We start from the raw sequence: 14,663 nt of genomic DNA, 5'->3' as shown, positions 1-14,663 counted from the left end.
CGTTTCGGGATGGGCCTGCCTGCCGCATCCCTCAGCCAGGCACGTCACGTCGAGGTCGCCGCATGGCAAGACGGTGGCCCCGCCCTCGCGGTGACCCTCGATGTGGATGCGATCGTCGCTGGAGACCCTCCCGCACTGAAAGCAAGGTCCACGACGTCGCCGGCAACGCCATCCGGCTGTCGGGTCACGTGGCGGACCTGTGATCGCATCGAGTACCGGCGCCTAGGATGGCTAGAGCGTTCGCTCCGTCGTGACCTCGGGCGTATGTACCGGCGGTTCCTGTCCGAGGGATTGAAGGTCTCGCTCAACGGGCGGTTGCTCGAGCCCGAGGACCCGATGATGATGTCGACGCGCATTGAGGGTGAGGTGGCAACGCTTGCGTTCACACCACTCGCGTATGAACTTCGGACGCCTGATGGTGGCTCCGGCTGGGTGCACGTCCGCTTCGCCAGTCTTCCGGTGCACCGCTGGCATCATCTCGACAACATGACGAAGCGGCGAATCGGAATCGTTGGCGGTGGTGGCGTCTCGGTACTTCGCGCAGGACGAGAGATTGCTCACGGCTGGCACCTCATGGGAGGCAAGCGCCGAGAGAACTACGATGACTGGTGGCGCTGCGAGATCGAGTTCGAGCCGACACTTGACGACCATTTTGGAATCACTATCAACAAGCAAGGCATCCGGCCCTCGACCGAACTACGCGAAGCGCTCGAACCCGAACTCGAGTCGATCGCTCGCATGCTCAACTCCCGTGTCCGGCAATCCTTCGAGGACGTGAAGTTCGAGGCCGCCGCCGAGATCTCCTGCCGAGTGGCCGCGACCGCTGACCCAGAGCTTCCTGTGGTGAGGGATGGCCGCGGGCATGGACGAGGCCCACTCTCATATCGGATCAGCACGGCGCAGCTCACGCCCGACCTGCTCTTCGCGACGTCGCTCCACGCAAGCACCCTCGAGGTGCAACTCAACGTCGACCACCCCGCCTTTGCCGCGCTTTACGCGCCGCTGCAGGCGTTGTCCGATGGTGCGGGCGCTCAACTGCGAACCGCAGTCGAACTGCTCGTTCTCTCGATGGCGCGAGCAAGCCTCGCCAGCGGCGAAGGGACCGACCAACTCCTGGCCCAGTGGGGTTCGACCTTCGGACGGATGCTCCAGAAAGCATGACCGAGTCGACGTTTCTGCCGCTCAATCTTCCTGTCGGATCAAGTCGCGCCGAGCGGGCGAAGTTTCTCCGGCTCTGCCGTGCGCTATCTGAATCGCCTGCCTCTGGGTCGACGCACGCGCGGTGGCTGGAGCGCGCAGGACTGGGGGACATCTATGCCCAGCCAGCGCTCGCCGCCGCGGCGCACACCGCGATCGATCTTGTGGATCAGGGGTGGGTTGTTCACGTCGACCGACTCGGCCCACTGTTCTCACCGCCAGCCGTGCAAGGAGACCGTGACGCTGAGAAGTCGCGCATCCGGGCACAGGAGCATCTCAGGCGCGACGAACAACTCCTGCGGCCAAGCGTGCGGCGGTTCGTCCAGGGCATGGAGAGACCACACCAGTTTGGCGAATCGCTGGTCTCGGTTTTCGATCTAATGCGCGATGGGCGAGAACTCGCGGACGCACTCGACCGCGACCCGACCGGTCGGACCGCGATCCAGCCCTACGTGCAGGTGGTTGATGACTCCGTCTGCTCCTTGACAGGCTTCCGACTCCACGACATATGGCGGTACTTTCGCCACACCTGGTCGAATGCCTATGCGACGGTGCCGGGGCGCTCGATGCCGATCCTCGTTCGCGATGCGGCCACTCCTCACCACGCCGTGGTTGGGCTGGCAGCCATCTCGAGCCCCGTCGTTCAGATCGCCGAACGCGATAGTTGGATGGGCTGGGAGACAGACGAGTTCCTCCAGTCGATCCGGGAGGAGCCCACCGATGAGCTTGCCCGGTGGGTAGACCGACGGGTCTCTGCCCAGATCGACGCGATCTATGTCGAGGATCTGCTCCGGGCTGGCGTGCTGCAACCCACAGACATCGCCAAGCCAACACAGGAACTCGTCGGGCGCCTCAAGGCCGACGCAGAACGATATCGGCAGCGTCATCACCGGTCAGCCACCATTCGCGAAGTTCGCAACATCGAGCGGGATGCATGGGTGGCCCGCGCCGAGACCGATCTCTTTCGGAGCAAGCGGTCGGCGGCCTTGGCTGAAGCGCTCGACATTCAGTTGGGGCTGGGCTCATACCTTCGCCCTGAGCCCTCCGCCGAAGGGCTCGGCGCGGCATTGGCGGATCGACGAGCCCATGCCCAACTCCGTCGGCTGATCCGCCGCGCGCGCGGCGAGCGGGTTGGAACGGTAATCGCAGACCTCACAGTCTGTGGTGCGGTCGCACCGTACAACGGCCTCACGGCGGGCAAGCTCGTTGGAGCGCTTGCGGTATCACCGGCTGTGCTGGCCGCCTATGAGGAGAAGTACAACCGGCCCAGCGAGATCGCGTCTGCCATGGCGGGTCGACCCATCGTGCGCGAGGCCCGTCTGTCTCTCATCAGCACCACGTCGCTCTATGGAACGGGGTCGAGTCAGTACAACCGGCTGTTCTGGCCGGCTGAGGTTGTGGGCGGTGACGCAGGCACGCGCATGGGCTTCCACGAACTCGGAAGGTCGCGATCTTTCGGAACGTCGCACTTCACGGACGAGACGGTCGAAGCATTGCTTCGCCTTTCGTCGCTGCGCGACTCGTCGGTGCGTGTGAACAGTCTGTTCGGTGAGGGAGTCAGTCCACGGCTCCGAAAGGTGCGGCTCGGTCTAGCCGCGCTCGGCTGGCCGACGAATGAACTCCTGAAGCACGGTCGTCAGCGAATCCTCTACGGCGTGCCGCTCGTCCGGAACCTTCGCGACTACTCGCTCGGGATTGACGATGATCCCGACTACCTCCTTGACCCGTCCCTGCCGGACGGCGACCAGCGAGTTGCCGAATGGTGGCTGGACCGCTGGGCACTGCGGCGGGCGGGCCAGCCCGAGATTCGCGAGGCTATGGCGCGCCACCAACTGACACGTCCCGTCATGCATGGTGCGCGGGTGCCCCTCCCTCCTGAGGACGGCGACTGGCCGCTGCTGGCCGCAAGCGCGCAGTGACTACGCGCGAAGCGGGTACCACTCGGAGGCCGTCGAGAGCGAGATCACCAGGCGCTCAGGCGCATCCGGGTCGACGCTTCGACGGACGCCGAGAAGGCGAACGCGTCGGCCGACGGGAAACGCCACGTCTGTTTCGAGAGTCCGCACGAGCACTTCAAACATGGGCTGGTCGAGCGTCTCGAACACCCAACTGCGCGACCCGTTGCGCCGCGAGACTCGGCGCTCCGTGTCGAACCACTCATCAAGCGGTGCGCTCGCGATGGGCGGTGGGACGCTCGCCCAGTAGGCGTCGCACAGATGTTTGACCTGACAGAACTGACACGCCTCCGGGCTCGGCAACGCCGGCGGTGAGGCACTCATGACGGTTGCATCGGCCGCAGCAATGCGCGCCTCCGTCGATGCGTGCAGAGCGAGCATCTCCTGCACGTCAGGGGCAGGTACCGCGCGTTCATGCGACGAGTAGGCGATACTCAGCTTGGTTGCAGGTCGGCCCATCGGATTCGTGAATGCGTCGAAGCGCCAGAGCAAGGCGTAGAGGCGGACTTGATCGTCATGCTCCTCGCGTTCTGCCCCCGTCTTGAAGTCGGTGATCGTGACATCGGCCTCGTCAATCGACAACAGGTCGAGGCGCCCGGAAAGGCGCAGATCCTCGACCGTGACAGTGCGCTCGATGTGGGTACCCGGTGTTGCGGGGCCGCGGGGTGCCTCTCGAAGAGCTGAATCGGCGGCAGGAGCGGGTCGGACGCCGGTCTTGATCGACGGCTGGTCTCGAAGGAGCAACTTGACCTGATCCACTGCGTCGGGCACTCGCCTGACGAGATCATCTCGCAGCCGGTCGAGCGCGGCCTGGCTGACGCGAGGGTTGTCGTCGAAGTCGGCCAACGCCTCGTCGACGGCGGCCTCGGCGACCTGTGCCCACCCTCCGAGCGCCCGGAGGACGTCGACGGTGTTGAGGGGTGCCACGGCATCGTCCGTCGTTTCCATTGCGTGCGAGAGGCGTTCGATGATCAGATGAGCAACGCTTCCAAACACTGCGGCGCGAATCGGGACGACGGGATAGCCGCGCCGATCCCAGAGCCCGGGATAGTCGGCTCGCTCCAGCATCCAACGACGCGGGCATGCCTCGAGCATTGCCAGAGATGAGTAGCTCCACAGCGCGGGAACCTCTGGCCGCAGCCCTGAGAGCCCCTCAATCGCGGTGTCGAAGTGCCGACTTGGTGTAGTCACTGGACGAAGTCCAACACCTCGCGAGAGGCGTTCGGGAGGCTGCGGGCGATGACCAGGTCGTCTATGAACTTGACGCGCTCGAAGGTTTCCTCTGCGACACGGTGCAGTTCCACTGTGGGAGCCACATTGGGGGTCAAGGGGCCATGGACACCGATCAGCGCTCGCTCTCCACTCGATTTCGTCGCAAGGATGGGAACGACTACTGGACCGATGCCGTCGATGTCGACCTGAGCGTCGCGTTCGAAGTGAACGTCATCCGCTCCCGACCGATCGAGGTCTTCGAAGAGACGTTGCACGGAGCGGTCGACGCGCGCGGGCGAAAGCTCGGGAAGCGTGCCGTCGAGCAGGTAGCGCAGCAAGCTGGCGCCGACATGGCGGTCGAGTTGTGTGTGCTCGAATCGGTTGCGGAAGCTCCGAAGGCACCTGTAGCAGGATTCCTCGCACTGAGCCGGGCACTCGACCAGTCGCTCCAGCGCGAGCTCGAAGATCTTCCGTCCCAACTGGCTCACCTGCTGAGTGAACCCAGCGCCGCCGGACAGGGTGTCGTAGAGGTAGATTTCGGCCTCACGCCCGCGCCCACCCCATTGGGTGAGCGCCGGCCGGAACTCCGCTTGCAGTTCGCTGGCCTCGATCTGGAGGTGCTTCGCCGCCGCGATGGTAAGAGCCTCCGCGACGGTGCGGAGCGCGACTTGGGAGGACAGATACGACGGTCGGAGTGTCACTGGGTCGGAGACCGTCAGGCGGATCAGCAAGACATCCGAGAAGAAGTCCGTGCCGAGCACCAGACCTCGGGAGGCTCGACCGCCTGGACACATCGGATCCTTGTCAGGGAACGGCTTGGCATGCGTTCCCGCGAGCAGTGGTGTTGGCATCGCGGTCGGTTCAATGAGGCCGCACCATGTGCAGAACGTGTAGCCCTCGTTGTTCGGACCGGTGTTGGACACCAGAAGCTTCTGGTGATCGAAGTTGAGTTGTATGCGATCGTTCACCTGCTCCCAGAGTTGGGCATTCCCGGGGCCGTCGGCGATGAGTTTGGCGCGGGTCGCGTAGCTCACGGCTGGTGCGTCGTCAGGGCTCGTGCCCGGCGGCTGGCCAATTCGATGCGCGAATCCTGGCGGACGTAGCCAGTTCATGCCGGGGCCGAAGCGGTCGCCCATGCAGGCAGGGCAGACGCCCGTGCGCCCACGATCAGCTTGCTCCCACGGGACGTGGGTCGCGTAGTGGCAGTCCGGGCACTCGAAGTAGATGCGACGATCGTTCCAGGCCTCCGAAAGCTCCTTGCGCATGGGGGAGTAGAGGGCGCCCGAAGTCCACTCGCGCTTGTCGACCCACACCACTTTGCCGGGCGCGTACTGGCTCAGGGCGACGGTGAGGCCCTGACTTGGCGCGTACTGGAATGCCGGACGGTACGGGGTAGACCGATCCTCGTCGAATACGTGGAAGCTGACGACATCGGTCGGGAAGGCGTAGCGCGGAAGCACGCCCTTGTAGAGCAGACGATCGAGAAGCTTGTCTCGGGCGCGCTGGGAGCTCAGCTCCTCGCCACTGTCCTCAGCAACAGCAGCTTCATCCGCTGAGTCCGCTCCTGCCGCTCCGGTGCCCTCGTCCGCCGAAGTTTCGGCGTCATCGGCTGGGGGAGCCTGGTCGGGTGTCGGCTCGACGATTGCCGGCGCGGGTCGGATGTCGAGTGCATCATCGATGCCGTGAAGCGTTGTGGTGACCAGGTCGGCCAGCACTTCGTCTCGATGGTCACCGCTGATCTCGCTTGGAAGCCAGTCGTCGACTTCGGCCCGAAGCGCGGCTTCGTTGCTCAAGAGCCAACTCTCGAAATTTGTTCGGTTGAGCGTCGCCGAGTCCGACAGGAAGTCGCCAACCGAGCCAAGCACTTCGAAGAGGTTGGCGGGCATCGTGGTCGGGTCGATGTGCGGGACTCGGTCTTGGTGATATCGCTGCAGCAGGAAGGCGGTGATGTGGCGCTTGGCGATCTCCACGTTGTCGATAGTGAGGATGGGGTCGGCGACTTCTCCGCTGACCATCTCGGCTGGCTCACGGAAGTAGTGGTCGTCGTGCGTGTCGGCGCTGCCGAACGCGATCACGGTTGCCACCGCGTTGCCACGGCGTCCCGCCCGACCTGCACGCTGCTGATAGTTGGCTCGTGATGGGGGCATGTTGCGGAGTGCGACCCCGCTCAGCGATCCGATGTCGATGCCGACCTCCATCGTGGTCGTGCAAGACAGGAGGTCGATCGCGACCTCTGGTTGCACTCCTGGTGCGGGCACCGCGATGTTTACGTCCTGGAACTGGAGCTCGTACATCTCTGCTTTCGAGAACACGTCGTCGCTCTGAGACGAGTTCAGCTGGGCTGTGTGCTCAGCTGCAACGACGCTCATCACCTCGCCAGGTGGCGTCGCAAGGGCGCGGCGCGAACTTGCGCGGTAGTACCCCTTGCGAGCTTGGAAGACTTCGTCCGTCTCAGGATCGAGTGATCTCACATTGTCGGCACCACAGGAGATGCAGGTGATCCGACCGGGGAAGTGGCGCTGGGTGGAGCGGCACCGCTCGCAGTAGCCCCAGGCGGTGTCGAGGTCGAGTGCCACCGTGCGCGCGGCGAGCTGATACTTGTCGCCGACCTTCTGACAGAACTTGCTCTGCAGCAAGGGCAGCCACTCGGCATCGAAGATGCGCCGAGCCTCACGCGTGCCGAGCCAGGTCGTCAACTTCGCGAACTTGCCGCTCACGGCCTGGACCTTGGTGCCCTTCCAGTCCGCACTCATCGCGGAGAACCAGATGCCGGGGCGAATCCAGAGCGACAGCCACATCCGGACCAGCGCGAGCTTCTCATCCTCGGTCGTCGCGACACCGGGAATGTCGATCAGTTCGGCGAGCACGGAGTTCTTCAGGTTGCCCCGCTCGCGGAGGGAGGCGAGGCCGAGCGACGTAAATCCGTAGTAACGGCTCGTGAGCGCGGGGACCAGGCTGCGCAGAAGCGACTGTGGCGGCGGATCCTTGATGGCGTACAACTGCATGAACTCCGCAGGATCGCTCAGTGCACCGCGCTCGAGCGACTCCGAGACCTGCGTGAATGCCTCGAAGTTCTCCGTACCCGTGAGCTCAGGGCGGAGGCGAACCCCCAGCAGCTTCGCCCCCACCATCGCAACCAGGTAGAGATCCTCCAGGCTCATGGTCGGCGCGACAGGGTGCTTCGATAGCTCGCTCCAGCCTTTGAGGATGATCGGCCGCACTGCGTCGCGGAGTGAGTACTCCTGAACATTCGGTGCAAGGCGAGCGGCAACTTGTCGCGAGTCGGAGAAGGCGAGCACCTTGCGGCCTCGGAGCGGAGCGAAGTCGTCGGCTGGCTTCGGCCCGGGGGGCTGCACCTCAATCTGACGGCTTACGAGTGCCCGGAAGGGTTCGTCACCCTTGGTTTGGTGGTCTTGAACGCTGGTGCGACCGAACAGTGCGTGGTCGCCGCACACGCCACATGGGTTGAACTCTCCAGGTTGCTTCTGTCCGCCCGCAGAGTCGGCATCTGGTTGGTGCCCGTCGTCCTGCTGGAGTCGCACCCAGACCCTGCGCCAGCGATCACCGGGATCGTGCGGGTTGAGGCGACCGGTGACGAGGTCGAGTTCCTTGAGGACTGCGTTGCCGACATCGTCGGACGGCTCTTCAAGAAGCAGATCGATCGGTTCGAGCGCTGCGATAGGACCCGAGGCTGTCTGGAAGGCACTGCCAGGCTCCTGCCACAAGAACGAGGGATTGGCGACGTCGTCCGTGTACGCCCGTGCATACGTGGCGCCGCATTCGCGACATGTGAAGAGCTCAAAGACACGCGCACCGCAGTCGCAGGTGCTTTGGGGTTGGCCATACATCGCACCGACGGGACCCTTCGGGATTCCGCCCCGGTCTACCGAGCAGTCCTCATCGAGGCACACCCAGATGCCAGGAAGGCCGCGGAAGAAGGCGTGCACGCGGCACGGGAGCAGCCCCGCATCGTCAGGCTTGAGGCGAGCGGTGCTCGCGAGCGCGATCAAGGTGGAGGCGGCGCGCTCCGCGAGCGTTGGGTCGACTCCCGGGAACGCGTGCGCGCCCAGCGTGTGGACAGGCAGCGCCTGCTTCATCGTCTTGTTGACCAGAAGGCCGAGTGGGGCGTATCCATTCAGCGCGCGGTACAGCAGGGCGCTTGAAGAGGTCTCGGCGTCATGAGCGACTCCGCGGTACGTCAGCAGCGGAGCCAGCGCCTGCGCTCGCGCCTCGTCCGTCTCCGCCTTGTAGTAGGCGTCCATGGGAACTGAGGCCAGCACTTCAGCCTCTTCAAGCGACCCAGGTGCCGCTGGATCCCGCAGGTCGAGCGTGCCCGTGACCGCGTCAAAGTCGCTCACGTCCTTGCCGGTCAGCTGCGCGGCGAAAGCCTGGGCCTTCTCGGCTCCCGAGAAGCTCGCACTGGTGGCGATGACCTGAAGGCGATCGGCGGGGATATCGAGTCTGGCTCGCAGACGTCGCATCAGGAGCGCAACTTCGGCGCCTGCCGCACCACGGTAGAGGTGTGCCTCATCGATGATTAGGAGGAACTTCTCCTCCGGGTTGTCCCGTAGCCGCTGCCGCGTCGCATCGAAGATGGGACGCTCGAGTGGCCGCATCAGCATGTACTCAAGCATCGAGTAGTTGGTGATGAGGACATCGGGCGGCGATGCCAGCACCTCGTGGCGCGTGAGGAGTTCGGCGTCTCCCGGGAGCATGACCGCGCGCTGGAAGGCCCCGGTCTTCGAGTCCACCCAGTGTTGTCCGCTCGACCCGTACCAGGCCTTCAAGTCCGGCTTCGCCGGCCACTTGCCGCGCGCCTTCAGTTCTCCGATGAGCTGCGCTGCGCGCTTCTGCCGGGGCGAAGCCGGCTTCGCTGCTTCGTCGAGGAGGGCGATGTAGTACTTCTCAAGCGACTTGAGTCTGGTTCTGTCCTTCTCAGCTGTTCGCACGCCGGGATACAGGGTTCTACTGGTGTAGCGCGCGAAGCGCGCGGGTCGATCAGCCCACGTTGTGAACTGGCTCGTTACCCGCTCGTCGCCGAGAAGCAGTCGAAGGCGGCCAAGCTGGTCGTTTACGAGCGCGTTCATGGGATAGAGCACGAGGGCGCGGACTCCGGGCGCCGCGAACGACTGTGGCCGATTGGCGGCTTCCTCGGCAAGCTTCGCCAGCATCGGGAGCAAGAAGGTCTCTGTCTTGCCGGAGCCGGTACCGGTCGTGACCACGAGACTCCGCCCGGACGCCGCAGCCTCGAGCGCGGCCGCCTGGTGCGTGTACGGAGGATCGAAAATCAGCGGCGCGTGGTCGTGCTCCGTCGACGTCAGTCGAGCGAACAACTCCAGTGCGGCCTTGTCGAGCGTGAGCTCGGCGAACCGCCTGCCCGGGGTGTAGCGGGGTGTGCTCTCAAGGAACGGGGTCTGGAAGGTGTTGCCCTGCTGATCGAGGAGCACCTGCCGCTGACGGATCAACGACGGATGGCCGACGTGATAGGTCGCTTCGATGTACTCGCGAAGGGCGTTCCTGATTTCGTCCGCCGTCTGGGCGATGGTGAGTGCTCGTCCTGTCATCGTCCCTGCACTTCCTTGATTCCCGTCATCCACAGCGATTTCGAGAGAAGCCCCGTGAGTGAATCCTCAGCATCGAACGGAACCCGATACGTGAGGAGCGCACCCTTTGACCGGCTCATCGGAATTCCGACGAGCGTGATGTATCGCTCTGCCCATGACGGTAGCGGAGCGAAGAGGTCGAGGAGTCGACTGCCATCGGGCAGTCCGGTCGAGCGGAACCTGAAGACTTGTGGTTGGCCTCGATGATGATCGATGGCTGCTTGGAGATGGCGAGCCTCGTCCCACCCCGGCATGACTGACGAGTCGACCGGGAAGTCAAGAACAGCGCGCGGAATCCCGGCCGCGACATCGAGGACGCACCACACCGGTGCGCCATATGCCTGCGGGCGCCGGCCAACGAGCATGCCTTCATCGCGGGAGGTGAGTTTCCGCCAGCGGCCGATGTAGTACTGCACCTGTGTCGTTGGATCGATGATCTCAAGACCCTGTATCTCGCCGGGCATCTGGTGCTGGCTTAGTAGGCGGGTCGTTCGCTCAATGAGCGCTGAGGCGGGCTCTTCGCGAGGGACGCGTGCCCATTGCTCGGTGGTCATTCGATGAAGCCCGGCGGCCGCCAATGAAGCTGCGGCGTTGTCCGTCTCGAGCGTCAGGAACCGCGTGTGGGCTTCGTATTCCACCGGGGCGCCGACGACGGACTCGTCGACGATCGGACTTGCATTTGGCCTGACGCCGAGCAGCAGGTGTCGGCCCGGTCGAACTGTCACATACGACGGTGGGGCGAGGTAGAGCTGGCGCACGCCTGATTCCGCTGATCGCAGTTCGAGAAGATCGCCAACGCCGACAACGAGATCGAGTGCTTCGGCGACCACGTCGCGCTTCAGGTCTGGTGAGAGCGCACGAAGCACTTCGAGCACCGCGTCGACGAGTTGACGTGGCGTCGCGGGACACAGCAACGACGCTGCGCGGCGGATGGACGCGCACAGTCCCTCTACGGAGAGCAGCCCGGTCGCTTCCTGGTCGAGACCGAGCAACTCGACCGCCGTTGCCTCGAGGTCTGTCGGAGTCAGTCGCTGAATGCTCATCCGACGCCACCTGCGACTTCTTCGACGGTACCGAGCACGGCGAATCGCGCAGCGCGCACGAGCACGGGGTCAGTCATGACCGCGCGGAGGTACTCATTGCGTTCGGCCGTTTCCCACTCGAGAAGCTCGCTCGGGGAACTGGCGAGCTGGAGGAGGAACCGCGCACCCTTGAGTTTGTTCGGCATGCCCGATGACGAGATGAGCGCCCCGGCTGCCTCGCTGAATCCTTCGATGAGAAGCGCGCGGCTGTCCCACTCCCACAAGTGGTTCGCGATCGCTTCCGCGGCGGCACGATGGGCAGGACTCTCGCCGACACGTGCCTGGGCTCGGTCGAGGTCGACATCCGCCGCCGCTTGCGTCGCGACTTGGCTCTCAAAGCTCGCCCATTTGCCGGGCGTGAGCAATCCCACAAGCGCTCCAGTGATCGCGTCGAGGACCCGACGACGCTCGCGTACTCCAAATGGATGGGCAGGAAGTTGGGCGCTCTTCCACAACTGGTGACCCTTCATGAGTCTCGTGCATTCGACCAGTGACTTCTGGGCGGTAGGGATGGATGGCGTTGAGTTACCAGTGCCAATCAGTTGGTTCGCGTCAGGGGGAATGATCTGCGCAGCTTGATCCTGCTCGTTGCTGGCCACGAGCAGGCCGCCGCGTGGCGGGCCTGAGAACTCCTGGTCGGCCGGCTGTGGCTGGCCGCTGAGAGGACGTTCGACTGGATAGAAGACGACTTCGACCGGGTCGCCATCGGTGCGGTCGATGAGACGCGCGATGTAGCCGTTGTCGCGATGGCGCGTTGAGACAACCCACCGCAGCCCCTGAAAGCCGCGCTCACACCGGAGGGTGGCGAACCCCACGCCCGCCTTACTGACGGCCAGCTCCGCCGTGTCTGCTGCGTCGTAGTGACGAGCAATCTGAGGCTGCTCGCGCAGCCGAGCAACGATACGTTGCCAGTCCTTGCTCGTGACCGGGAGCCGGAGACTCTGGCGGTGGATTGCCAGTTGGGCGCCGCTGCCGTCGCGAAGGGTGAGCGCGAGTTCGGCGCCTGCGTCGCTGGGCCCATCGATCTCTAGGAGCGCTCGACCATCCCAGAGCTCGGGAAGGCTCGGCTGCGCGGGGAAGCTGCGCAGCCGAATACCTTCGCCTGCGAGGCCAGCTTCGCTGTGCACATCCGGATCACGGATGATGGCGAGCAGGGACCCCTCAGTTTTGGAGTTCTCGCCGTTCGGGTCAACCGACACAACGATCTCGTGTGTCCCCGCGGGCAACTCCCCAAGCGAGAGAAACAGCTCGGATTCGCCCTCCGGCCAGCCGAGGAAGTAGGGATCTCCGTTGATGCGCAGGCCGAGCTTCTTGGGGGAGTGTTCGGCATGGATTGCGATCAGCACCGGCTCGCCTGACAGCCACTCGGCGACGCCGTCGCCATCCCAGCGGCCCGCCACTACCCCGACCGGGCGTACACGCACGTCGGAGACGACCGAGATGCCAGCTTCGACCAGCACCGTGGAGTCCGCCTCACTGAGTGTGGCGGGCACGCTCAGGACATACGCGCTCATGCCTTCAAGGGCGATATCCACCTTGACGCACCAGTCGAGCGTCGGCGGGGACAGCGCTTGGTCGCCGAGGATGCAGTAGCTGACTCCGGGCCGAACGAACTTGCCCTTCACCTCGCCCGCGGGTGCTCCTGGCTTCTGGCGAAAGACCCACCACGGCCCCTGGGTGATCCGGCATTGCTCGGCGAGCAGGAGGTTGACCTCGTCCGATGCGCGTCGCAGTTGCAGGAAAGGCTGGGGCGGTGCGGGCCAGCGGGTGAGTTCGATCGGTGGCGTGGCGTAGAGGAGTCCACTGGTGGGGATCTCCTGACGAGCGCCCGCAACGACCGCGCGTGAGTTGCGTAGCGCCTCGTACAACTGGGGCATGGCATGCTGAAGTGGTCTGAGATCCGGCAGGATCGCGAATGCTCGCCAGGCGCCGCCAGCGTCTTCGCGCAGCTGAAGTTGCGGATCAGTTGCTGCCGGACGCGGGGGTCGAAGACGGGCCGGGTCGTCCCGGCCTTCCGGAGGTCTGAAGTTGTGGGTGCGGATGCTGCTGGCGGAGCGCCGAGCTTCTGACAGCCACCGCCGTGACTGGCGCTCCGAATTGAGGCTCTCGACAATGCGCGCGAGGGCAGTCGACTCGATCAGCGGCGTATCTGCGTGTTCGTCGGTGATGAGCAGGGCAACGGCGAGGCGTCCAACGATCTCCGTGTTCTGGCAGAACTTCTCGAGGCGGTCGCTGTAGTACCGAGACCATGCATGCAGTCGAGTGCCCAGGACCGCGGGGTCGTCGAGCAAACTCGGCCAGCTCGTTCGGTAGTCGGACAGCATCCTCGCGAGCTGCACCTGGAGATACCGCGGGAGGACTGCATGGGTGATCGGCCACGCAATCTTGCGGAAGGTGCGTGCCCAAGCGCCCTGTGGGATCGCACCTCCATACTGCTGGGAGAACTTGACGAACCAGTTGCGGACGCGATCCCGCTCGTAGTCGCTGTCGGCCCAACGGGGAGTCTTCGAGGCGTAGATCGGCCAGTACTCGACTCCGTCGTAGATATAGCCAACCTCGGCGGCATGCACCACGAAGGGGAGCCAGGAGTTTCGGCTCGCGGCTGGCATCACGCCCAGTCGATGCGCATCGCCCACTGCTTTGGTCAAGAGCTCGCGGTCGTTTGCGCTCAGGCCGTGTTCGAGCGCGAAGACGGGCGCTGGTGGCTCAAGATTCCGGCGGCGTGCAGCCAACTCGGTGAAGTGAGCGTCAAGATTCGCATGCAGGTACTCGATCAGCTCAATCGGGCTCGCGCGCGCAACGTCCTCCAACGCGATTCGCCCCCTTCGCTGCTCGAGTCACCGTCCCACACGATGAATGAGCCTCAGTCTGCCCGAGCGCACCGACACTCCACGCTGCGAAAGCCTGCGTGTTCGCCGAGACGAGCTGGCTACCCTGCCGCTGACCGCCTTGGTCTACGGGTCCGCTCCAAAGGCAAGACCGGGGGCACTGCCGGTCAGCATTGGGGAGAAGGTCGACGTGCGCTGTGCACAAGGAGACGTCGTGCTCGCCAGAGTCGGTTGTGCGTGGGACTCCTGCACGGACGTGTCTCGCGGAGTTACTAGGCCGAGTTCAGAGATTCCAGGTAGTCCTCGGCGACGCCCTCTTTCCAGATCGGCAACTCGATCGCGTTGCGCCACGTGCCCACTTCCCAGGTATCGTCACCGAGGTCTGTGAAGGGTCGGAACCTTACAGGAGCCCGGCCAGTCTTCTTTGCCAACTCGACCACCGTTGCGCGCACGGTCCCCGCAGTGACATACCAGTCTTCGCGGGCTCGCCCTTCGAGGCGAAAGGGGAATGCCTGCCGACACCATGGACCGTCGAAGATCCACGCGGGGAGGACGGTGTCGGGAAGCCCGACATCCAACTGAATGCCCGCTGATGTCACGTCGATGCCCGCTGCGCCCTTGTTCACAACCTTGACACCGAGGAGTCGAGTTGGGTCGCTGCCTTCCGGCAGGATGGTCTTCGTCAGACTCTCAAGCGGCATGGAGACGATGCCGCCGGCGGCGATGCGACCGCCGACGGCGTCCACGGAGACCGAGACTCTAAGCCTCGATCCACCGATGAGCTTG

At 64.6% G+C, this 14,663-nt stretch carries 7 protein-coding genes; 2 read left to right on the top strand and 5 right to left on the bottom strand.

The genetic code is table 11. The annotated features are described in order from the left end of the window. The coding region (locus tag B4F19_RS07320) for a hypothetical protein (protein ID WP_292733713.1) at positions 1 to 1,161 on the top strand (1,161 nt) is incomplete at its 5' end. Further along, the gene (locus B4F19_RS07315) at positions 1,158 to 3,116 is read left to right on the top strand and encodes a Druantia anti-phage system protein DruA (protein WP_286793515.1); all 1,959 of its coding nucleotides are present in this window, start codon (positions 1,158 to 1,160) and stop codon (positions 3,114 to 3,116) included. The genes B4F19_RS07320 and B4F19_RS07315, both read left to right, overlap by 4 nt. Here the strand turns inward: B4F19_RS07315 and B4F19_RS07310 are convergent, their stop codons facing one another. The 5 genes from B4F19_RS07310 to B4F19_RS07290 all read right to left on the bottom strand — a co-directional run. Further along, entirely contained in the window at positions 3,117 to 4,343 is a 1,227-nt protein-coding gene (locus tag B4F19_RS07310; RefSeq protein ID WP_286793516.1) for a RecB family exonuclease, read from the bottom strand. It abuts the gene before it with no gap. Next, positions 4,340 to 9,928, bottom strand: a complete 5,589-nt coding sequence (locus tag B4F19_RS07305; RefSeq protein ID WP_286793517.1) for a DEAD/DEAH box helicase — start codon at positions 9,926 to 9,928, stop codon at positions 4,340 to 4,342. The genes B4F19_RS07310 and B4F19_RS07305 overlap by 4 nt, the downstream gene beginning before the upstream one ends. After that, entirely contained in the window at positions 9,925 to 11,010 is a 1,086-nt protein-coding gene (locus tag B4F19_RS07300) for a hypothetical protein (RefSeq protein ID WP_286793518.1), read from the bottom strand. Before B4F19_RS07300 ends, B4F19_RS07305 begins: the two co-directional genes overlap by 4 nt. Then, the gene (locus tag B4F19_RS07295) at positions 11,007 to 13,859 is read right to left on the bottom strand and encodes a hypothetical protein (RefSeq protein WP_286793519.1); all 2,853 of its coding nucleotides are present in this window, start codon (positions 13,857 to 13,859) and stop codon (positions 11,007 to 11,009) included. The genes B4F19_RS07300 and B4F19_RS07295 overlap by 4 nt, the downstream gene beginning before the upstream one ends. 290 nt (positions 13,860 to 14,149) lie before the next feature. Beyond that, the coding region (locus B4F19_RS07290) for a hypothetical protein (RefSeq protein ID WP_292733708.1) at positions 14,150 to 14,663 on the bottom strand (514 nt) is incomplete at its 5' end.

The organism is Microbacterium sp. UBA1097 (genome assembly GCF_002313585.1).
GTDB lineage: Bacteria > Actinomycetota > Actinomycetes > Actinomycetales > Microbacteriaceae > Microbacterium.
The sequence above is the reverse complement of the archived record's forward strand: the minus strand, read 5'-3'. Positions and strand labels throughout refer to the sequence as shown.